General features: G+C 31.7%; 18 protein-coding genes. 15 read left to right on the forward strand and 3 right to left on the reverse strand.

The window, feature by feature from the left end; genetic code table 11:
* Nucleotides 1–46 precede the first annotated feature (46 nt).
* A complete protein-coding gene (locus JAO71_RS02595; protein WP_215906956.1) occupies nt 47–418 on the reverse strand; it encodes a hypothetical protein in 372 nt (123 codons plus the stop codon).
* A 191-nt stretch (nt 419–609) separates the two neighbouring features.
* On the opposite strand from JAO71_RS02595, the gene JAO71_RS02600 reads away from it, so the two are divergent.
* From JAO71_RS02600 to JAO71_RS02620, 5 genes are all read left to right on the forward strand, one after another.
* The gene (locus JAO71_RS02600) at nt 610–1,332 is read left to right on the forward strand and encodes a peroxiredoxin (protein WP_028291014.1); all 723 of its coding nucleotides are present in this window, start codon (nt 610–612) and stop codon (nt 1,330–1,332) included.
* Between the two features lie 105 nt (nt 1,333–1,437).
* On the forward strand, nt 1,438–2,784 hold the full coding sequence (locus JAO71_RS02605; RefSeq protein WP_028291013.1) for a cytochrome ubiquinol oxidase subunit I: 1,347 nt from the start codon (nt 1,438–1,440) through the stop codon (nt 2,782–2,784).
* A 10-nt stretch (nt 2,785–2,794) separates the two neighbouring features.
* Nucleotides 2,795–3,832, forward strand: a complete 1,038-nt coding sequence (cydB, locus tag JAO71_RS02610; RefSeq protein ID WP_028291012.1) for a cytochrome d ubiquinol oxidase subunit II — start codon at nt 2,795–2,797, stop codon at nt 3,830–3,832.
* 65 nt (nt 3,833–3,897) lie between these two features.
* On the forward strand, nt 3,898–5,355 hold the full coding sequence (locus JAO71_RS02615) for an NAD(P)/FAD-dependent oxidoreductase (protein ID WP_202998620.1): 1,458 nt from the start codon (nt 3,898–3,900) through the stop codon (nt 5,353–5,355).
* A 101-nt stretch (nt 5,356–5,456) separates the two neighbouring features.
* The gene (locus JAO71_RS02620) at nt 5,457–5,594 is read left to right on the forward strand and encodes a hypothetical protein (protein ID WP_162874836.1); all 138 of its coding nucleotides are present in this window, start codon (nt 5,457–5,459) and stop codon (nt 5,592–5,594) included.
* A 23-nt stretch (nt 5,595–5,617) separates the two neighbouring features.
* Here the strand turns inward: JAO71_RS02620 and JAO71_RS02625 are convergent, their stop codons facing one another.
* Nucleotides 5,618–6,616, reverse strand: a complete 999-nt coding sequence (locus JAO71_RS02625; RefSeq protein ID WP_202998622.1) for a metal-dependent hydrolase — start codon at nt 6,614–6,616, stop codon at nt 5,618–5,620.
* A gap of 276 nt (nt 6,617–6,892) precedes the next feature.
* Between JAO71_RS02625 and JAO71_RS02630 the strand changes: the two genes are divergently transcribed.
* The 6 genes from JAO71_RS02630 to JAO71_RS02655 all read left to right on the forward strand — a co-directional run bounded on the left by JAO71_RS02630 (nt 6,893) and on the right by JAO71_RS02655 (nt 14,190).
* Nucleotides 6,893–8,200, forward strand: a complete 1,308-nt coding sequence (locus JAO71_RS02630) for a TolC family protein (RefSeq protein ID WP_202998625.1) — start codon at nt 6,893–6,895, stop codon at nt 8,198–8,200.
* A gap of 111 nt (nt 8,201–8,311) precedes the next feature.
* A complete protein-coding gene (locus JAO71_RS02635) occupies nt 8,312–9,388 on the forward strand; it encodes an efflux RND transporter periplasmic adaptor subunit (protein ID WP_116822971.1) in 1,077 nt (358 codons plus the stop codon).
* A 172-nt stretch (nt 9,389–9,560) separates the two neighbouring features.
* On the forward strand, nt 9,561–12,755 hold the full coding sequence (locus JAO71_RS02640; protein ID WP_202998627.1) for an efflux RND transporter permease subunit: 3,195 nt from the start codon (nt 9,561–9,563) through the stop codon (nt 12,753–12,755).
* A 161-nt stretch (nt 12,756–12,916) separates the two neighbouring features.
* Complete coding sequence (locus JAO71_RS02645; RefSeq protein WP_116822969.1) at nt 12,917–13,126, forward strand: YgaP family membrane protein; 210 nt, start codon at nt 12,917–12,919, stop codon at nt 13,124–13,126.
* A 93-nt stretch (nt 13,127–13,219) separates the two neighbouring features.
* The gene (locus JAO71_RS02650) at nt 13,220–13,774 is read left to right on the forward strand and encodes a YeeE/YedE family protein (RefSeq protein ID WP_202998629.1); all 555 of its coding nucleotides are present in this window, start codon (nt 13,220–13,222) and stop codon (nt 13,772–13,774) included.
* Between the two features lie 2 nt (nt 13,775–13,776).
* Nucleotides 13,777–14,190: a DUF6691 family protein gene (locus tag JAO71_RS02655; protein ID WP_202998631.1), complete on the forward strand. Its 414-nt coding sequence runs from the start codon at nt 13,777–13,779 to the stop codon at nt 14,188–14,190.
* A gap of 59 nt (nt 14,191–14,249) precedes the next feature.
* Here JAO71_RS02655 and JAO71_RS02660 read toward each other — a convergent pair whose 3' ends face one another.
* Complete coding sequence (locus tag JAO71_RS02660; RefSeq protein ID WP_236011145.1) at nt 14,250–16,007, reverse strand: alkaline phosphatase D family protein; 1,758 nt, start codon at nt 16,005–16,007, stop codon at nt 14,250–14,252.
* 156 nt (nt 16,008–16,163) lie between these two features.
* Here JAO71_RS02660 and JAO71_RS02665 point away from each other — a divergent pair, with 156 nt between their 5' ends.
* From JAO71_RS02665 to JAO71_RS02680, 4 genes are all read left to right on the forward strand, one after another.
* Nucleotides 16,164–16,502, forward strand: a complete 339-nt coding sequence (locus JAO71_RS02665) for a DUF4870 domain-containing protein (RefSeq protein WP_028291002.1) — start codon at nt 16,164–16,166, stop codon at nt 16,500–16,502.
* Between the two features lie 180 nt (nt 16,503–16,682).
* Complete coding sequence (locus tag JAO71_RS02670; protein WP_236011147.1) at nt 16,683–19,535, forward strand: sensor histidine kinase; 2,853 nt, start codon at nt 16,683–16,685, stop codon at nt 19,533–19,535.
* Between the two features lie 7 nt (nt 19,536–19,542).
* Entirely contained in the window at nt 19,543–20,295 is a 753-nt protein-coding gene (locus tag JAO71_RS02675) for a LytR/AlgR family response regulator transcription factor (protein WP_202998635.1), read from the forward strand.
* A gap of 116 nt (nt 20,296–20,411) precedes the next feature.
* Nucleotides 20,412–21,635 carry a hypothetical protein gene (locus JAO71_RS02680; RefSeq protein WP_202998637.1) on the forward strand — a complete coding sequence of 408 codons (1,224 nt, stop codon included), beginning with the start codon at nt 20,412–20,414 and terminating at the stop codon, nt 21,633–21,635.
* The last annotated feature ends 175 nt before the right edge of the window (nt 21,636–21,810 follow it).

A 21,810-nucleotide genomic window follows, 5' to 3' on the forward strand; every position in this document is an offset into this window, starting at 1 on the left:
AACTTCTGTGTTTGGGGTAGATCAACTACCTATACTAAAAGATAAATTATACCTGTGGAGGATGGAAACAATCGTTAATACTGCTAAACGAATACAGGTTTTGGTAAATCGAAGTATTTTGTTTTTTTAGATCGTTTTTGTGTTTAAATGCTAATTTTTCTGTGGTTAGCGTAAATAAAAGAAGCTCTTTAAAATCGACTATATTTTCTGGTGTATTTTGCTCTTTATCTAATGATTTTGAAACCTTTTTTAAATGACATTTACCATTACATTGTAACTCAGGTTTATCTTTATTAACACACAAAGCTTCAATAAAACCTATAGGATCTAGTTTATAATAGGCATAAGTTAAGGAGACTCTTGTACTATTAAATAGTATAAGAGTGGTTACACTTAAAGTGAATATATAAGTACTCATTTTCATTAGTGTAAAAATAAAATAACAGTGTGTCATAAAAGGTGACATTTGTTACATTACAGCAGATTTTAGTTGATAGCTAAATCTTATTTTAATATAAGCTTAAGATATTGTTTAAGTGACAAATGTTACACATAGCCACAGCCTTCTAAAGTAATTTTACAGTATCAATAAATTAAAATATATATACTATGAATACATTAGAAACAACACAACAAGAAGTTTTCGCAATGCCAAGAATTGGTGACAAAGCACCAGAATTTAAAGCAGTAACAACACAAGGAGATATTAATTACCCATCGGATTATAAAGGAAAATGGTCTATACTATTTAGTCATCCAGCAGATTTTACGCCTGTTTGTACCTCTGAGTTTATGACATTTGCGCATTTAGAAGAAAAATTTGAAAAAGCAAATTGTAGTTTAATAGGATTGTCTATTGACGGTCTGTACAGTCATATTGCTTGGTTAAGAACGATTAAAGATAAAATTGAATTTAATGGGATGAAAGACATTGAAGTTAAATTTCCTTTAATAGAAGATATCTCCATGGAAGTTGCTAAAAAATACGGAATGATTCAACCAGGAGAAAGTAAAACACAAGCCGTAAGAGCTGTCTTTTTTGTTGATCCAAATGAAACTGTTAGAGCTATCATTTATTATCCATTAAGCTTAGGACGTAACTTTGATGAACTTTACAGAGCATTAATAGCTATGCAAACCTCAGACAAATTTAATGTAGCCACTCCTGCAGATTGGAATCCTGGAGATGATGTTATTGTATCACCAGCAGGTTCTTGTGGTGTTGCAGAAGAGCGTATGACGTCTACAGAAGATCTAGATTGTAAAGACTGGTTTTTCTGTACTAAAAAATTAGATAAAGATTTAGTATTGGATTCAATCTTAAAAAAGTAAGTCAATTACATTTAAAAAGAGCCTTTTATTAAGGCTCTTTTTTGTAATATAAGTTACATAATAATTAAGCGTTGTGTCGTATTTTTGTATTAAAATAAATAAGCTATGGATACCGAAATTTTAGCCAGAATTCAATTTGCCTTCACCATTGCCTTTCATTATATCTATCCTCCATTAAGTATTGGTATAGGTTTGATCATGGTTATTATGGAAGGACTATATCTTAAAACAGGAAATAAGCATTATGAAGTATTAACTCGCTTTTGGTTAAAAATCTTTGCTATAACTTTTGGTATTGGTGTCGCAACAGGTATTATTATGGAGTTTGAGTTTGGTACCAATTGGGCAGTATATTCAAGATATGTTGGTGATATTTTTGGAAGCGCTTTAGCAGCCGAAGGTTTATTTGCATTTGGATTAGAAAGTGCCTTTTTAGGAGTTTTAATTTTTGGATGGAATCGTGTATCTCCTAGAGTACATTTTATATCTACAATTGGTGTTTTTCTTGGTTCCATGTTTTCGGCAGTTTGGATTGTAGTAGCTAATAGTTGGCAACAAACACCAGCTGGTTATCATATAGTTGGCGAAGGATTTAATGCTAGAGCAGAAGTGACAGACTTTTGGGCAATGGTTTTTAATCCATCTAGTGTAGATAGGATTATTCATGTTTGGCAAGGCGCATTTTTAGCAGGTGCGTTTTTAGTTTTAAGTGTGCATGCTTACTATTTACTTAAAGGTCGATATGTTGAAATTTCAAAAAAAGCATTTAAAATTGCTTTAGGTTTGGCAACTATTATATCATTAACTCAATTACTTTCAGGGCATAGTTCGGCAGATGGTGTGGCTGTAAATCAGCCAGCAAAATTAGCTGCTATGGAAGGGCATTATGACAAATCTGCACCTGCTGATTTATACTTGTTTGGTTGGGTAAATGATAAAACGCAAGAAGTGACAGGTATTGGTATACCAGGAGGTTTGTCTTTTTTGGTACATCAAGATTTTGAAGCTCCAATTACTGGATTAAATGCTTTTCCAGAAGAGGATAGACCAGGTCAAGTAAATGCAGTGTTTCAATTTTATCATATTATGATTTCTATAGGTATGTTTTTAATTGGATTAACATTATATGCTTCGTTTTTATGGTGGAAAGGAACATTATTTGAAAAACGATGGTTATTAAAAATCTTTGCATTTTCAGTGTTACTACCACAAATAGCAAATCAAGTCGGATGGTTTGCTGCAGAGATGGGACGTCAACCATGGATTGTTTATGGACATTTAAGAACAAACGAAGGATTTTCGCAAGAAGTGTCTTCTAATCAAATTTTATTCTCTTTAATTTTATTTTTAGTAGTCTATGCTATATTATTTTTGTTATTTATCTATTCTTTAAATAAAAAGATAAAACACGGACCATATGATGAAGCTAATAATACACTAGACATTATTTAAACAAACACTTATGGAAACAATATTAGGTATAGATTATCCAACACTTTGGTATTTAGTTGTCGGCTTATTATTTTCGGGTTATGCTATTTTAGAAGGGTTTGATTATGGTGCTGGTGCTTGGCACTTATTTTTAAAAAAAGACTTAAGTCGTCGTATTGCAATTAATGCTATTGGTCCATTGTGGGACGCAAATCAAGTGTGGTTAATTATTGGTGGAGGCGCCTTATTTGCAGGATTTCCTGTTATGTATGCTACTATGTTATCGGCAATGTATATACCTTTTATGTTGTTTTTAATGCTTTTAGTGTTAAGATCTTCTGCTATAAAATTTAGAAGTGCTGAAGATATGACTTGGTGGCGAAAAACATGGGATATTATTTATTTTGTTTCCAACACGTTAATAGCTTTTTTATTAGGTGTTGTCTTAGGTAATGTTTTGCAAGGTTTTGAATTAGGAGAAAACTTGACCTATCAAGGTGGTATTTTCTTCTCATTTTTAAGTCCTTATGCTATTATGGTTGGTTTTACAACATTATCTATTTTTATGACACAAGGTGCAATTTTTTTATTACTAAAAACGGAAGGTCGTTTGCATGCTAGATTAACGTTTTTGCTAAAAAAAGGAATGATTTTCTTTATTATAAGTTTTGCAGTAACATCATTATATACTTTGACTTTTTTACACGGAGTTACAGATAAATTTAAAGAAAACCCTGTGTTTTTTGCATTACCTATTCTAGCTTTTTTAGCAGTAGCCAATGTACCTAGATTAGTGTCTAAGAAAAAATATGCTAATGCTTTAGTTTTTTCATCTTTAACTATGGCTTTTTTATTAATGTTAGTTGCTTTTCAATTATATCCAGTATTATTACCTTCGACTATAGACCCTAAATACAGCGTAACTATATACAATGCAGCGTCTTCGCAAAAGTCACTGGGTATTATGTTAACTATTGTGGCTATTGGAGCACCATTATTAGCTGGTTATTTCTTGTTTTTATATAAAACATTTCATGGTAAAGTAAAATTGGACGATACTAGTTACTAGTTATGTAACATAAGTAGCTGTGCAGGTTTTAAGTATATAATATCTTTATTTAAAATTCACAGATTATGTCTAAAATCGTCATTTTAGGAGCCGGAATTTCTGGTCATGTAGCAGCTTCTCATTTAAGAAGAAAACTATCTAAAGATCACGAAGTTGTTGTGGTATCTCCTAACACTAATTACCAATGGATTCCTTCCAATATTTGGGTTGGAATTGGTAGAATGAAATCAAAAAAAATCTTATTACCATTAGCTCCTTTATACAAAAAGAAAGGAATAGGTTATAAACAAGCTAAAGCAATTTCGTTTTTTCCTGAAGGCGATAAAAATGAGGATAAACCATATGTTTTATCAGAGTATGTCGCAGGAGCTAATAAAGGTCAACAAGAAAAAATAACTTACGATTATTTAATTAATGCTACTGGACCAAAATTAAATTTTGAAGCGACAGAAGGCTTAATTCCGGGACAAAATAAAACCTATTCTGTTTGTACTTATACACATGCAGACCATGCTTGGGAAGGTTTAAATGAAGTTATTCAGCAAATGAAAGCTGGTAAAAAAGCTAAAATATTGATTGGTACAGGACACGCAAAATCAACTTGTCAAGGTGCTGCGTTTGAGTATATTTTAAATGTAGAACAGGAGTTGCGTAAGCACAATGTACGCGATATGGCAGAAGTCACTTGGATTTCTAACGAATACCAATTAGGCGATTTTGGGATGGATGGTATGTTGTTAAGCTACGGAAGCATGACCATGAAATCTCATGAAATGGTCGAAATGATTTTTGAAGATAGAGACATCAAGTGGATATTAGGAGCAGGTGTTAATAAAATTGAAGATGGTATTGCCCATTATGAAAACTTGGAAGGAGAATATAAGACTGAAACTTATGATTTTGCAATGTTAATTCCATCATTTTCTGGTCATGGTTTTAAAGCTTTTGATAAAAATGAAAATGACATCACAGAAAAACTATTTAAAGGGTTTATGATTGTAGATGCCGATTATACAACAAAACCATACGAAGAATGGTCTGTAAAAGATTGGCCAGAAACGTATCAAAACCCAAGTTATAAAAATATTTTTGCTCCAGGAATTGCATTTGCGCCTCCACACGCCATTTCTAAGCCAAGAACTAGCAAAAACGGAACAGTTATTTCGCCAGCACCTCCACGTACAGGTATGCCCTCTGGTATTACTGCCAAATTGGTCGCAGATAATATTATTGACTCTATTAAAAGTGGATCAGAGTCATTACATCACAAGGGAAGTTTAGGTAATATGGGAGCAGCATGTATTGCTTCTGCTGGTTACGGAATGACAAAGGGAAGTGGCGTTAGTATTACCACGTTTCCTATTGTTCCTGACTACGAAAAATATCCAAAAACACAAGGTAGACAATTAGGAAAAACTTTTGGAGAAATTGGTTTAGCAGGACATTGGTTAAAACTAGTATTGCACTATGCGTTTATCTATAAAGCAAAAATGAAACCTTTTTGGTGGTTGATTCCAGAATAAGCAAAGTGCACTTTTTTTTTTGCTATATATCACTTATTGTGAAAATTTAAGAAGAGATGTAGGATTAAATGAAAATTTATAAGAATTAAATAATTACTAAAATGACAGAAAGAATATCAAAATATCAAAGATTTAAAATGATGAATCCAATCATTCAGTTTTTTAAATTCATTTATTTAAGTATAAAAATAATGGTTGTTGTAGCAGGAGGACATGGTGGTACTAGAAAAGTTAACTGATTTGGTTATCAGTTTTTCCTTTTTTAATTCCCTTTCACACGTTGCCAAAGTTCTGATAACAGCTTTTTACCGTCATTAGAATCTTTTGGAGCTTCAATAAATGAAACTTTACCAGAAGGATCAACATCTAATTTGTATTTAAAAACAAAACTGTCTGATTTTGGTTTTAAACTTAATAATCCAAAACGTAAATCGTTAAAATAAAGGGTGTTTTCTGTTTTAGTAATTGTGTACCAACCTTCCGTAATGGCAATCATTTGCTTTACACTTTTATCTTCAACAAGACTACCTAATAAGTAGTGTTTTTTTGGATAGCTTTCAAAAGTGATTGGTTGGCTGTCAAAAAACGAATAATTCCCCAATAAATAAGCATCTTCAGTTTGCACATTAGCGCTCCAAAGTATGGTATTTAATGCAGATGGTCTAGTATCAATATCTAAATAAGCTATGTTTTGGTCTTTTAAAGCAGATTCAAATTTTGTGTAAGCTGCCCATTTTATAAGTAGCGTAATGGCTAAGTACGTCGTACTTATTATTAATCCCATATTGTTATAAAAACGTCGTTTTGCAGTGGTCCGTTTTTGACGCATCGCCAAAATTAAAAATATCAGAAAAGGGACTGTGTACAATGGGTCAACTACAAATATGTTTTTAAAGGCTAATCGTAAATCAAAAGGCCAAAATAGTTGTGTTCCCCAAGTAGTGTGTGCATCTAATATAGGATGAGTTACAAAAGCTAAAAAGAATAGCCAAGTCCAGTTTTTAAAGTTTTTATAGGTTTCGTAACGCGTGACAATCCAAGTTAAAATAGGGGCAAACAGCACAGAAAACACAATAGAATGCGTAAATCCACGATGTACATAAAGTGCTGTAACACTGTCCGTAAAAAAAGAGGCTAAAACATCTAAATCCGGAATGGTTCCTGCAATAGCACCATAAAGCATGGCTTTATTTCCAATTTTTCTACCTAAAACAGCTTCGCCTACAGCTGCTCCTAATACTATTTGTGTTAATGAATCCATATAGCATGCAAAAGTAAGAGATACTAATTTATTTATAACAAGACTTCGGTTTTATGTTGTTTTTTGGGTGCTTAATAAAAATTAATCATTAGTGTTGTTTGTGCAATTGTTTAACAGTCAGTGTTTTGTATGATAATTATCAGTGTGTATACTTTTCATTTATTCTAAATTTATAACTATTGAAGGTGTCTTATTTCAAATTACTTTTCTTAAGTAACCTATGTTACTAACTAAAGTAAATTCCTGAACTATTTTTGTACTGTAAATTATTGATAAATGAAAAAACACATATATATAGTCGCTTTACTTTTTGTTTTCAGCATGTCTGTAAAAGCACAAGACTTGGTGCCCATTGCAAAATCTGATGTTTTGTCAAAGGTATCTGAGAATAATACTAGTATAAAAATTTCTGAAGAAGATTTTAATGCAGCCAAAGCAGATTACAGGCAAACCAATGCAGTGTTTTTGCCAAACATTACAGCAAGTCACACTGCAATGGCGACGACTAATCCTTTGATGGCTTTTGGTTCTAAATTAAATCAGGAGATTTTAAGCTCAAACGATTTTAATCCTGCATTATTAAACGATCCTTCGAAGATTGAAAACTATGCTACTAAATTCGAAATTCAGCAACCATTAATTAATTTAGATGGTATTTACCAACGTAAAGCTGCTAAGTCAAAAATGGAAGCCATGTCTTTAAAGACAGAACGTACACAAGAGTATTTGGTGTTTGAAGTGGATAAAGCCTACATGCAATTACAATTAGCCTATAAAGCGGTAGACGTGTTAGAAAAAGCATTAGAAGCTGCAAATGCTAATAAAAAATTAGCTGATGACAGTTTTAAACAAGGGTATTTACAACGTGCAGATGTACTGAATGTTGAAGTACGTGTTACTGAAGTTCTAAATCAATTACAAACAGCTAAAAGTAATGTGCAAAATGCCTCTAATTATTTGTCTTTTTTAATGAATGATGATGCTTATGTTGTGTATATGCCAAGTGATGAATTGTCCATTGCAACGTTTACTTTAGACGATAATAAGGTTTCAGAAAATCGTTCTGACATTAAAGCCATGCAATTAGCAACCAATGCTTATGAAGCGATGAATAAAGCAGATAAAATGGCGTTTTTACCACGTTTAAATGCGTTTGGAAGTTATGAGTTGTATGACGATCAAATTTTTCAAGGAAGCGCTAATGGTTATCTATTCGGAGCACAATTAAGTTGGGATATATTTCAAGGGTCTAAACGTATTGGTAAAGCTCAAAAAAGTAAATCAGAATTCGAAAAATCTAAATTAGAATACAAGCAATATGTATCTAAAAGTAAATTAGAATTAAACAAAGCTAAACGCGCTTTTATAGATGCTGATAATAAGTTGAAATTAAAAACTTTAGCATTGCAACAGTCAGAAGAATCTTTACGTATTAGAACCAACAGATTTAAAGAAGGTCTAGAAAAAACATCCGATTTATTAATTGCCGAAACGCAATATGCACAAAAGCAATTGGAATATTACCAAACCATTTTTGAATACAATTACACACAAGCATATTTACAATTTTTAACTAAAGAATAAAAAAGATACAAGAATATAGAACCAAGAATCAAGATTAATTTCCGAGAGTTCTTAATTATAAAAATGTCACACTAAGCGCAGTCGAAGTGTCTTAAATAAAAAATAATAACCATGAAAAAAATATATACAATTCTTACACTTTCTATAGCGATATTTGTAGCCAGTTGTGGTAACGAAGACAAAAAACCAGTGGTAGATAATTCGCCAGCAATTAGTGTAAAAACTAGTCAAGTTACAGCAAATACCAACAGTCCTTTTTTATCGGTTAGCGGAAAAATTCAAGCTACAAATAGTGCAGATTTAAGTACTAGAATGATGGGTTATGTTAATAAAGTACATGTTAACGTTGGCGATAAAGTGCGTAAAGGACAATTATTAGTCTCTATTAATAATAGCGATTTACAAGCTAAAAGAGCTCAGGTTAATGCAGGAATTACAGAAGCTAATGCAGCTTTAAATAATGCGGAAAAAGATTATAACCGTTTTAAAAACTTATTTGCAGACAATAGCGCCTCTCAAAAAGAAATGGATGATATGACTGCAAATTACGAAATGGCTAAGGCTAGAGTAAAAGGTGCCAATCAAATGAAAAACGAGATTAACGCACAGTTTGCTTACAGTAATATTACTGCACCTTTTAGCGGAACCGTAACTAGTAAAAATGTAGAAGCTGGTAATATGTCAAATCCTGGTGTGCCATTAATAAGTATAGAAACACCTGGAAATTTTGAAGTGATGGCAATGGTACCTGAAACTGAAATTTTAGAGATTAAATCAGGAACTTCAGTAGATGTTTTGGTTAAATCGATTAACAAAACTTTAAAAGGAAAAGTAAAAGAAGTAAGTACATCAGCCAAAAATACTGGAGGACAGTATTTAGTGAAGATTGATTTAGATAAAACAGAAGCTAATATTTTATCAGGCATGTTTACAACAGTGCAATTTCCTGTAGAGAGAAAAGCAACGTCATCAATGGTTTTAATACCTACTGAAGCTATTGTTACAAACGGACAATTATCCGGAGTTTATACAGTAAGCCAAAGCAATACAGCATTATTACGATGGTTACGTTTAGGTAGAACTTTTGGAGATCAAGTGGAAGTGTTATCTGGTTTAAATGCAGACGAAGCATACATTGTTTCTGCTGAAGGAAAATTATTTAATGGCGCTAAAATTTCAATTCAATAACTAATAAGTCGCGTTAAGGATAGAAGTGGAAATCCTTTTTACGTCAGTTCGAGTGAATTTGCCTAAGCAAATTTGTATCGAGAACAAGTAAAAAGATTGCAACGGATAGCCTGTTAAAACGCCCAAAATATAAAGATTTCCATTGTCTTGGGAATGAAAAAAAGTAATAATTATGAAAGAAGGAATCGCAGGTAAAATTGCCAAAGTCTTTATGCAATCGAAGCTTACAGTGCTTTTAATGATTGTATTTATGGTAGTTGGTGTGTACAGTTCGTTTTTAATTCCGCGTGAAGAAGAACCGCAAATTGATGTGCCTATGGCAGACATTTTTGTGGGTTATCCTGGAGCAAGTCCTACCGAAGTGGAGTCGCGTGTAATAAAACCTTTAGAGCAATTAATTTCGAATATTAAAGGTGTAGAATATGTGTATTCTACGTCCATGAAAGAGCAAGGAATGGTCATCGTACAGTTTTATGTTGGCGAAGATATTGAGCGTAGTTTCGTTAAATTATACAACGAAATTAACAAGCATATGGATCAAATGCCTGAAGGTGTTACGTTTCCGTTAGTAAAAACGCGTGCGATTGATGATGTGCCAATGTTAGGGTTAACGTTGTGGAGTGAAAATTATGACGATTACCAATTAAACCAAATGGCTCAAGAGTTAGAAGCTGAAATTAAGAAGATAAACGATGTGGCTATTACGCATAAAATTGGTGGTAGAGATCGCCAATTACGTGTGGTTTTAGATAAAGATAAATTGGCTGCAAGTGGTTTGGATTTCTTGTCGGTTTCGGAAATGATTAAAGCAAATAACAGCCAATTAAGTGCTGGTAGTTTTGATAAGAATGATACTGAGTTTTTAGTAAATACAGGTGCTTTTTTAGCTTCGGTTACTGATGTTGAAAATCTGGTGGTTGGTGTGCAACAAAATCAACCAATATATTTAAAGCAAGTCGCTAAAATCATTGATGGACCAGAAGTACCACAAAATTATGTGAGTTTAGGTTACGGAAAAGGAAGTGTAAAATCGGCTGATTATAAGTCGGAATATCCTGCAGTCACCATTTCGGTTGCTAAACGTAAAGGTGCAGATGCCATGAAAATTGCAGATGTGATTATTGATAAAGTAGATCACTTACGTAGCACTTTAATTCCGGATGATGTACATGTAGAAATTACAAGAAATTATGGTGAAACAGCGTCTCATAAAGTGTCAGAATTACTTTGGCACCTTATTGGGTCTATCTTTGCAGTTACACTTGTAGTGATGTTAGCCATGGGTTGGCGTGGTGGATTGGTCGTGTTTTTATCGGTTCCAATTACGTTTGCATTGACCTTACTAAGTTACTACATGATGGATTACACGCTAAACCGAATTACTTTATTCGCGTTAGTATTTGTAACAGGAATTGTAGTGGATGATTCCATTATTATTGCAGAAAATATGCACCGACATTTTAAGATGAAACGTTTGCCATTTAAAGAGGCTGCTTTATATGCAATAAATGAAGTTGGAAACCCAACCATTTTAGCAACATTTACTGTAATAGCATCAGTTTTACCTATGGCTTTTGTATCAGGATTAATGGGGCCATATATGGCACCAATGCCAATAGGAGCATCCATTGCTATGATATTATCCTTATTTGTAGCTTTAACTATTACACCTTATTTAGGTTATATTTTTTTAAGAGAAAAAGATAAAAAAGGCGCAGAAGAGAAACCGGAAAAACCAGTTGAAGACACACTTATTTATAAGGTTTACAACAAGTTTGAACGTCCTTTATTAGAAAGTAAGAGCAAACGTTGGTTGTTTTTAGGATTGACTTTTATGGGTTTAATGTTAACAATAGTGTTGTTTTTTACCAAATCGGTTGCTGTTAAAATGTTACCTTTTGATAACAAGAATGAGTTTCAGGTGGTTATTGATATGCCTGAAGGTACCACACTAGAACGTACAGGAGTTGTAGCACAAGAAGTGTCGCAATACTTGTCAACACGACCAGAAGTGGTTAATTATCAAAATTACGTGGGTACGTCTGCACCAATTACGTTTAACGGTTTGGTACGTCATTACGATTTACGTGGTGGATCTAATATGGCAGATATCCAGGTGAATTTAATTGATAAAGGCGAACGTGATATTCAAAGTCATGGTATTGCTAAATTAATGCGTCCAGATATTCAGAAAATTGCTGCAAAGTATAATGCCAATATTAAATTGGTAGAAGTGCCACCAGGACCTCCTGTATTGTCAACGATTGTTGCAGAAGTATATGGACCTGATTATAATGAGCAAATTAGGATTGCTAATAGCGTTCAAGAGATTTTAAAAAATACAACTGATGTGGTGGATATTGATTGGATGGTGGAAGCGGATCAAACCGAATATCAATTTGATATTAATAAAGAAAAAGCCATGTTGTATGGTGTTGCACCACAACAAATAGCATACACCATGAATATGGCATTGTCTAACAGAGCTATCACTAATTTATATGATGAAGATGCTGTAAACCAAGTAGGATTAGTATTGACTTTAGATGAAAAAGAAAAATCTACAATTACTGATATTTCGCAATTAAAGGTGAAACCTAAACAAGGTAATATGGTGCCTATTGCAGACTTGGTAACTATTACCGAAACCATAGCTGCAAAAAGCATTTACCGTAAAAATCAAAAACGTGTCGTTTATGTTATGGCAGATATGGCTGGAGAATTAGAAAGTCCTGCGTATGCTATTCTTGGAATGGAAGAAAAGTTAAAACAGATTCCGTTGCCAAAAGGCTACGAGTTAAACGAAATGTATTTAGGTCAGCCAGACTTTGAAGATAATTATACGGTAAAATGGGATGGTGAATGGCAAATTACGTTGGAAGTTTTTAGAGATTTAGGTATTGCCTTTTTAGGAGCTATTATCTTAATATACATCTTAATTGTAGGATGGTTTCAAAACTTTAAAGCACCAATTGTTATGATGGTGGCAATACCATTATCGTTAATCGGAATTATTTTAGGACACTGGATTATGGGAGCATTCTTTACCGCAACGTCGTTTATTGGGATGATTGCTTTAGCAGGAATTATGGTTAGGAATTCGGTTTTACTTATTGACTTTATAAATTTAAGAACAGCGGAAGGTGTGCCACTAAAACAAGCGTGTATTGAAGCAGGAGCAGTGCGTACAACACCAATTTTATTAACAGCAGGAACGGTTGTTATTGGAGCATTTGTGATCCTGTTTGATCCGATTTTTCAAGGATTGGCAATATCATTAATGGGAGGGACTATTGTGTCTACAGTATTGACTTTACTGGTTGTGCCTCTTGTTTATTATATGATAGAGAAGAAGAATTATAAATAATGGGAAACTGTGTTGTTAATAATGAGATTCTGAAATGAATTCAGAATGACGAGCGGTTTGCAGATAAGATTGGGTAATAAAAAGAAAGTTGAGTTGTGAATAATTAGGTTCTGAAATACGTTCAGAATCACATGAATATTAAATTTTAAAAAAGAATAAAGATGTTGAATACATATTTTAGAGTAATTGTTGGTGTAATGGTATTGTTAAGTGTGGTGCTTTCTGTTTATGTAAGCCCAAAATGGATGTGGTTTACTGTATTTATTGGCGTTAACTTAATACAATCAGCTTTTACAAAATGGTGTTTGTTAGAAACTATATTAGTAAAGTTAGGTGTGAGGAAAGAAAGCGCAGGTTGTAGCGTTAAATAGCATTAGTTTTATAATAGGTTAATTCCTATAAAATTAGTAGACTAAAAGTCCATAAATTGATTTGTAGCACGTATTTTTGCGCAAATTTAATTTATGGATTTTTTATTTCAACCTTGGCATTGGTTTGTCTCTGGTTTTTTGATAGCACTAACAATGCTAATTTTATTATTAATGGGAAAAAGGTTTGGAATGTCTTCCAATTTAAGAACCTTTTGTGCTGCTTGTGGAGCAGGAAAAGCTAGTGCTTTTTTTAGATTTGATTGGAAGTCTGACCAATGGAACCTACTGGTTGTTTTTGGAGCAATGCTTGGTGGTTTTGTGGCATCTCATTATTTATCTGCTGCAGAAATGCCTGCTATTAGTGAAGCTACAAAAGCATCCTTATCAAGTATACAAGTTTCGGTTGATAATAAATACTTACCTGTCGAGCTATTTTCAATTTCCGCTTTAAGCGATATAAAAACTATCGTAATTTTAGTTATTGGTGGACTTTCAGTTGGATTTGGAGCACGTTACGCAGGAGGTTGTACGTCTGGTCATGCTATTTCTGGATTAAGTAATTTACAATTACCGTCGTTAATTGCTGTTATTGGGTTCTTTATAGGAGGATTAGTAATGGTACATTTATTATTCCCTTTAATTTTTTAATGATGAAACAAATACTTTTTATATTAATTGGGTTTTTCTTCGGAATTATTATGTTTAAATCTGAAGCTGCTTCATGGTTTAGAATTTATGAGATGTTCCGTTTTGAAGCGTTTCATATGTACGGAATTATTGGTACTGCTTTAGCTTTTGGAATTTTGTTTGTACAAATTATAAAACGTTATAAAATAAAATCCTTTGATGGAAATGAAATAAAAATTGCTCCTAAAGACAAATCGTTTTCAAGATACATGTATGGTGGAATTATTTTTGGTTTAGGTTGGGCTTTAGTTGGCGCTTGTCCAGGACCAATTTTTGTATTAATAGGAGCTGGATATTTACCTATAATAATTGTGTTTTTATCGGCAGCTTTAGGTACTTTTTTATACGGTGTAGTTAAAGATAAATTACCTCATTAAAAGGTAAAACCCTAAATGTTTTAAAAACACTTAGGGTTTTATTATTAAGTTAAGTTATTTTATGCTGTTATAGTTTGTCCTGTTTGTGCTGAAAAAGAGTCAGAAAAAACAGTGTCTACAAATATCCAATTAGAAGTTGCACTTCCTGGAGCAAAGGTTACTTGCATGTAACCACGTTGGGCTGAGTCAAAATAATTTAAGTCATCAATTAATATAGTAATTGCATCTTGAAAAGCGCTTACAAAAGCAGGTTCAGAACCTAAATAGGTGTCAAAACCAGGTGATGATACAGATGATGTTGCAAACTCGGTTGCGGTAACGTTTCCGCTATTGGATACAATCTGACTAGACCAAGCATTGTGTGTATCACCAGCTAGAACTACTAATTTTTTACCAGCAAAAGCTTCTAAGATAATTTCCCTTTCGGTTGGATAGCCATCCCAAGCATCTAAATTGTATGGTAAAACTGTATTTATTCTAGCTAATTCTTGAGGAGTTAATGTAGGATCGTTATTTAAGACTCTTACTTTTAACTGAACTAATTCTGTTAATTGTTGTTGGAATGCTGCCATAGAAGCGTCTGATGCAGATCCTGTTGCGCTTATTTCTGCTATAATTGTACCTAATGCATTTAACAATTCTGCAGGAACCATCATTTTACCCATTAATACTTGTTGACCTAATACTTGCCACTCTGCTGTGTTACCAGACACTTCTCCTAATAACCAATTTTTTTGTGTTGTACCTAACATAGTTCTACTAGGATCTAACCATTCTTGTTGGTAAGTTGCTGCATCAAAATTACCTGAAGGATCAAAATAATCAGTAATACTTAGCTGTTTATCACGACCTACTAAACGTGTGTCAAGCATAATTAAGTTAGCTAAATCACCTATTTGAAAGCTTCTATAAATAATGCTAATATCATTTGTCATAGCAGGAAGATACTCGCTGTAAGCTTGTAAAGCACTTTGTTTTCTAGCTTCAAAAGACCCTTCGTCTTCTTGGTGGTTTTCTGCTCCGTTTACATACGTATCGTTAGTGATTTCATGATCATCCCAAACCGAAATAAATGGCTTTTTCTGGTGTAATAACATTAAGTTTTCATCACTTCTGTATTGCTTATAACGGGTTCTGTAGTCGTCTAAAGTAATAATTTCGTGTGTTGGATTGTGTGTTCTTCCTAGTGTTTCGGTATATTGATTAGTACCATATTCGTTTTCTCCATATTCATATATATAATCGCCTAAATGCACTACAATATCTATGTCAGAATTAGCCATAGCATTATAAACATTAAATAAACCTGCAGCATAATTAGCGCAAGAGGTAACACCAAGTTTTACTTGATTAACACTACCTGTAGGTAATGTTATAGTCTCTCCAATAGGTGAAACAGTTTGATCATTTAGATTAATAAAACGATAATATAATTTTTGGTCTGCTTGTAAATCTTGTACTTCTACAGCAATAGTAAAATCACGAGAGCTATCTGTTGTTACTTCTCCACTTCTTACTAAAGTATTAAAAGAAGAATCTGTAGAAATTTGCCACACTAAAGTAGCATTTGCATTTTCAGTAGAATATCTGGTCCAAATAATAACTTGAGTTTGGGTAGGGTCAAAACTAGCTACACCAAAGTCAAAATTAGATTGGTTTAAGTTTTCTGGAATTAAAATTTGATCACTTATATCGTCATCGTTGGAACAACTAATAAAATTAGGAATTAGAATAATTCCTCCAGTTGCTAATAATGAATTTTTTAAAAAAGATCGTCTGTTAAATTGTTTAGCCATGATACGTTTTATGTTATGCATGCATAATTAATTTAATAATGTTATTTGATGGTTATAGAGTTGTTAAGAATAAATTAAATAATTAAAAATTGTAACATTTTGAAGTTTAACGCGTCATATATGTGTAAGTCAGTAATAAGATTTGCAAAATCAATCATCAATTTAAATCAATCATCAATGAAAACAGATAGACAATTATTAGTATTAACCCATTTAAGTCAATTAGTAACTTTATTAATAGGTTGTGGTAGTTTAATATTACCATTTATATTATGGATAACGCAAAAGGACAGAGTATATCAAATGGATACACAAGGTAAAGCAATTGTTAATTTTCAATTAAGCTTAGTTGTATTATATATTGTTTGTGTACCTTTAATACTGTTATTTGGATTAGGATTATTAGGCTGGTTTGTTTTAGGATTAGTATCTATCATTTATCCAGTCTTAAATGCAATAAAAGTAAGCAACGGTCAAAACCCAGAATACCCTTTATCTTTTAATTTTATTAGTTAGTTATATTAATTTGATAAAGAAAAAAACGCAACCTGTAAGGGTTGCGTTTTTAGTTTAGAAAAAAAAAAGAGACCTACAGAAAAAAATAAAACAGAATATGTGATTAAATATTAATTTTGTTAATCAGTCATTATGTCTCGTTTTATTTTTTACATATTATTTTTAGTAAACATTTGTTTTTTGCAAGCACAAAACCCTGTTTTTGTGCCTATGTCTAATGTTTCTAAACTTCCAGATGTTGAGTTTTATGATGTAATAGAAGATAAACAACACTATATATGGTTAGCAGCAGATAAAGGTTTGTACAGGTATAACGGAAAAAATTACAAGCATTTTAGTCATCCTAAACAAAAAGCAAACTCCTTATTTCAGTTAAAACTTGATAGTAATGGAACTTTGTGGTGTAATAATATTTATGGACAAATATTTTATGTAGAAGACAATAGCCTGAAACTTTTTCACGATGCCAGTAAATTAGTAATTGGTCAATTAGCACCTTTTACAATACACGAAGACTATATCAGATTATTTACTGTAACAGGTATTTATGATATTGATATTATAACAAAAAAAACAACTAAGTTTTTTGGTGCTATGTGTATTAGTAACTCTAATAGTAATACTACTAATTACACTTTTGCTATAAATTCTGAAGGAGATACAAAAGGACAGAGTATTTATAAATTCAATAAAAAGGAAAAGTCAAAATTATTTGAAATTACGAGTGTTAAAAATATACAATCGCCAAAACTTTTCGCCTTTAACAATGTCATATTTTTTACACACAAAAGTGAAAGTGGTAATATTATTTATTCTATTAACAAAACAAATAATTCAACAAAACAACTTAAAACACCATCAGAAATACGAAATGAAATCATTTACGGACTTCTAAAATTTAATGATGCATATTGGTTTTTAACTAGTTCAGGAGTGTTTATTTATGATTTTAAAAAAGAAGCGTTTATTTTTAGAGAACAACTTTTTAACACAGAATCTATCACTGATGTTGAAGTAGATTTTAATAATAATTATTGGTTTACAACTTTAGATAACGGTGTGTTTGTAGCTCCAAATCTAAATGTTAGACGTACAAATTTAGAGTTTGTAGAGGCTAAAATAACATCGTCTGTAGCTTTACAAAATAATAAATTTGTGTTAGGAACCAATAATGGGAAACTTTTGTTTTATAAAGAAAATAAGCTTTATAAAACACTGCAATTACCAGGAAAAAAAATTATAGGTAAATTATATTTTGATGAGCAAAAAAAACAATTAATAGTAAGTATTAACGCATCAGAATCTTTTGTGGTTAATTTAAAAACCAATAAAATTACAGATTTTAATAATAGGTTTTCGGTTGCCAAAACATTTTCTAAAATTAATGATAGTATTTTGTTTTATGGTAATTATCGTCAAGGTATTGTTTATAAAAATCCTTTTAATAAAACTGAAAAAATAATTATTAAAGACAGTCGTGTAAAAGCTTCAACAGTAATTGGTAAAACGCTGTTTGTATCTTATATAGATGGTTTTTATAAGTATAATACAGCATCTTATTCTTCAGAAGAAATACAATATAATTTTAAAAGTTTATTGGTTAATTGCATTACAAAAAGTAATGATGGTATATGGTTATCTACACAACATAACGGATTGCTTAAATTTAAAAATGATAGTTTAACAAAATTTGATCATAACTTACCAAATAACTTTCAAATAAACAATATACATTATGATGATGATGTATTATGGTTTTCATCCGATTCTGGCTTATTTCAGTACCAATTAAAAAACAACGCACTTAAATTATTAAGTACCCAAGATGGTTTAGATACAGCAGTTAATGATTTTTTAGTACTTAAAAATCAAATTATTATAATTCGTCCAAAAGCATTTTACACGCTTCCAAAGTCACAAAACTTATTTAAAACATTTAAAACAGCTAAGGTTAGGATAGAGACAGTGTCTATTAATGATCGTGATACATTGGTTAAAAGCAACTATAAATTACCTCACAATCATAATAAAATAGGACTAACTTTCAATTCTAACGGATTTCAATCTAATCAACATGTTAACTACCAATATCGTGTAAGAGAGATTGATACAAGCTGGCAAAATATACCTTTAAACACTCACTATGTAAATTTTAATAGTTTATCAAGTGGGACATATAAATTTGAGCTAAAAGCACAAAATATTAGTGCAAAACAGTCTGTTTATGCTGTTCCAATAACCTTTAAAATAGCAAAGCCATTTTGGCAAACCTATTGGTTTTATTGTTTGGTTGTATTGACTGTTTTTGGGTTGATTTGGTTGTATTTTAGATGGAGAATGAAACAAAAAGAAAGACAACGTATTGCAGAAATTGATAAAATTTTAATCGATAAAAAAATAACTAATTTACGTTTAGAAAATCTGCGTTCGCAAATGAATCCGCATTTTATTTTTAATGCTTTAAACTCTATTCAAGATTATATTGTGTCTAACGAAAAAGAATTAGCTAGTTCATACCTAGTAAAATTTAGTCGTCTAATTAGAATGTATTTAGACTACAGTCAGTTAAACGAAATAACTTTAGAAGAAGAATTTAATGCTTTAAAATTGTATTTAGAATTAGAAAAAGTTCGTTTTGAGGACGAGTTAGATTATAACATTACCATCGATGAACAGTTAAATACAAAACAAATAAAAGTGCCATCGTTGTTCATTCAACCGTATATAGAAAATGCTTTAAAACATGGGTTATTGCACAAATTAACCAATAGGGAACTAAAGGTTGAAGCTAATTTAATTGAGCAACACAAATTACAAATTACTGTAGAAGATAATGGTATAGGTAGACAAAAATCCGAAAAATTAAAACGTCCAAACCCACAACATAAACCTTTTGCAACCAAAGCCAACGAAGAACGTGTACATCTATATAAAAACAAATTAAAACGCGATATAACCATTGAAATTGAAGATTTATATAATGAAAATCAAAAAGCTTCAGGAACCAGAGTGATTATAACAATGCCAATTTAATATAACAATGAAAGCTATAATTATAGACGACGAAAAACGCGCCAGACATTTACTATCTAACCTCATAACCGAACATTGTAAAAGTGTTACTAGTATTGTCGAAGCACAAGATTTAGCGTCTGGTGTAGAATTAATAAAAGAGTCAAAACCAGACATAGTATTTTTAGATATAGAAATGCCAAATCAGTCAGGTTTAGATATCTTAGAATACTTCCCAAATCAAATCGATTTTAAAATCATTTTTGTTACTGCTTATAACCAATATGCAATTGATGCTTTTAAACTTTCTGCAATAGATTACCTGTTAAAACCAGTGGACACAAATGAGTTAAAAGAAGCTGTTGCAAAAGCAGAAGAAGCTATTAAAACTAATAATCTTACAGATCAACTTAATAAGTTGCGCGACTCGTTAAAGCAGTTGTCTTTAGATAAAATAGCATTGGAAATACCTAAGGGTATTATGTTTGCATCTCACAGTGATATCGTTTATTTTAAAGCAGATGGTATGTACACAAACGTTCAACTTATTGATGGTAAACAAAAAACCATTTGCAAGCCCCTAAAGCATTTTGTGGAGCAGTTGGAACAAAACACTATGTTTTTTAAATGTCATCGCTCATATTTAATAAATTTAAAATATGTGGACGAATTGGTTAAAGATGATGGTGATTATTTATTGATGAATAATCAAAAACGTATTCCAATTTCAAAATCTAATCGCGATCAATTTTTAGATGTGATTAAGGAAACGTTTATGTGATTCTTCATTTATAATTTTTAAAATTCATTTAGAAAAAAAAACATCATTTTCAGAAAAAAACAAATTAAGAATGGTTGTTAAGTACTTTATTTTGAGGTCTATCAAACACAATTCTTATGAAAAAAATAGTATTATTATTTGTTTTAGCATTGTGCTACAATACGTCGCACGCACAATTTGGTAAATTGCTTAAAAAGAAAGCTAAAGCAGCTGTAGAAAAGAAGATTAATAAAAAGGAAGATACTAGTTCATCTTCAAACTCGCAAAATGCTTCAGGAATGGTTGGAAACACTTCATCTTCCTCCAAAAATTCATCAAAAACAGAATATACCGATGAAGAATTTAAAGCGGAATTAGCTAAAAAATATCCTAACGACCAAGCGAAGCAAGATTTATACTATCAAAAATATCTTGAAAAAAAGCAACAAGAAGCAGAAGCTAATAAACCCCAAAAAGCCAATGCAATAAGTGACGACTTTTTATATATGTCTTATCCTTTTGCGATGACTAAAGGCATGAGCTCAGTTGGTGTAGATCGTGTAAAATTAAGACGTCAGATGACAGATATGGGTGACAATGTAGATATATTACCTGCACAAGATCCAGAATATGCTTGGTTACGTTTTTTAACAACACCAGAGTTAGAAGCCATGTCTCCAGAAGGTTATATTGGTTACGAGCTGGTTTCAGGAATGTTTACAACCAAAGTTGGCGCAGACAGATCACAAACTTTAGAGCTTGGTACAGGTATGCCAATTTTAGTAAGAGGTATGTTAATTGCAGACGACGTGTTTGTTATTTATGCAGCATCTCATCAAGGTGGACACGCATTTAACGTACCATCATATATGCACCAAAACGATATTACTATTTTAAATGTAATTGGTAAAGGCGAACAACAATTTCATTTAGACTGGTTAGAAAAAGCAAAACCAATTGTAAAAGAATTTGAAGCGACGTTAAAAACCAATTACGATGCTGCTGCAAAATCAACTATGGATGCTATAAAAATGACTAAAGCTGGTGGTATGAATAGTAATGCATCATTAGTGAGTTTTGCTAAAAATAATGTTTCTAAAACTATTGCAAAAGATGGCGCAAAACTATTAAAACTTAATATAGAGTCTAACGATTGGAGTATTGTTAAAAATAAATACACAGGTCACATTTTATATCGATGGATAAAAGGTGCATTCACTGAAAAAAATAAAAATAACGACTGCTATTTGCAAGGTTTTTTAATCAAGCAGCAGTATAATGGTAGTGGTTATGGTAGCTCTCAATTTGGAGGTGTTATTCATGGACAAATGCCTTATGGGCAAAAAATGAATTGCGAATAATTAAAATGTTTTTTGGTTATAGTTTTTTAAAGTCTGCTTGATTAAGCAGGCTTTTTTTATGAAATAATCGTAGGGATAATTTTAATAAATCATTTAGAAAGAAATTAAAGTCATTCAGAAAAAAGCAAATTAAAAACCTTTAGTGTTGCTGTTATTTTGTAGATGAAATTAATAT

The sequence above is a fragment of the Olleya sediminilitoris genome, assembly GCF_016785945.1.
Classification (GTDB): domain Bacteria; phylum Bacteroidota; class Bacteroidia; order Flavobacteriales; family Flavobacteriaceae; genus Olleya; species Olleya sediminilitoris.

What these genes read in the sequence shown, in the direction of transcription:
- cydB (WP_028291012.1), top strand. Translation starts at nt 2,795, where the DNA reads ATGGAAACAATATTAGGTATAGATTATCCAACACTTTGGTATTTAGTT.
- JAO71_RS02630 (WP_202998625.1), top strand. Translation starts at nt 6,893, where the DNA reads ATGAAAAAACACATATATATAGTCGCTTTACTTTTTGTTTTCAGCATG.
- JAO71_RS02625 (WP_202998622.1), bottom strand. Translation starts at nt 6,616, where the DNA reads ATGGATTCATTAACACAAATAGTATTAGGAGCAGCTGTAGGCGAAGCT.
- JAO71_RS02645 (WP_116822969.1), top strand. Translation starts at nt 12,917, where the DNA reads ATGTTGAATACATATTTTAGAGTAATTGTTGGTGTAATGGTATTGTTA.
- JAO71_RS02665 (WP_028291002.1), top strand. Translation starts at nt 16,164, where the DNA reads ATGAAAACAGATAGACAATTATTAGTATTAACCCATTTAAGTCAATTA.
- JAO71_RS02660 (WP_236011145.1), bottom strand. Translation starts at nt 16,007, where the DNA reads ATGCATAACATAAAACGTATCATGGCTAAACAATTTAACAGACGATCT.
- JAO71_RS02595 (WP_215906956.1), bottom strand. Translation starts at nt 418, where the DNA reads ATGAGTACTTATATATTCACTTTAAGTGTAACCACTCTTATACTATTT.
- JAO71_RS02675 (WP_202998635.1), top strand. Translation starts at nt 19,543, where the DNA reads ATGAAAGCTATAATTATAGACGACGAAAAACGCGCCAGACATTTACTA.
- JAO71_RS02620 (WP_162874836.1), top strand. Translation starts at nt 5,457, where the DNA reads ATGACAGAAAGAATATCAAAATATCAAAGATTTAAAATGATGAATCCA.
- JAO71_RS02655 (WP_202998631.1), top strand. Translation starts at nt 13,777, where the DNA reads ATGAAACAAATACTTTTTATATTAATTGGGTTTTTCTTCGGAATTATT.
- JAO71_RS02640 (WP_202998627.1), top strand. Translation starts at nt 9,561, where the DNA reads ATGAAAGAAGGAATCGCAGGTAAAATTGCCAAAGTCTTTATGCAATCG.
- JAO71_RS02605 (WP_028291013.1), top strand. Translation starts at nt 1,438, where the DNA reads ATGGATACCGAAATTTTAGCCAGAATTCAATTTGCCTTCACCATTGCC.
- JAO71_RS02600 (WP_028291014.1), top strand. Translation starts at nt 610, where the DNA reads ATGAATACATTAGAAACAACACAACAAGAAGTTTTCGCAATGCCAAGA.
- JAO71_RS02680 (WP_202998637.1), top strand. Translation starts at nt 20,412, where the DNA reads ATGAAAAAAATAGTATTATTATTTGTTTTAGCATTGTGCTACAATACG.
- JAO71_RS02615 (WP_202998620.1), top strand. Translation starts at nt 3,898, where the DNA reads ATGTCTAAAATCGTCATTTTAGGAGCCGGAATTTCTGGTCATGTAGCA.
- JAO71_RS02635 (WP_116822971.1), top strand. Translation starts at nt 8,312, where the DNA reads ATGAAAAAAATATATACAATTCTTACACTTTCTATAGCGATATTTGTA.
- JAO71_RS02650 (WP_202998629.1), top strand. Translation starts at nt 13,220, where the DNA reads ATGGATTTTTTATTTCAACCTTGGCATTGGTTTGTCTCTGGTTTTTTG.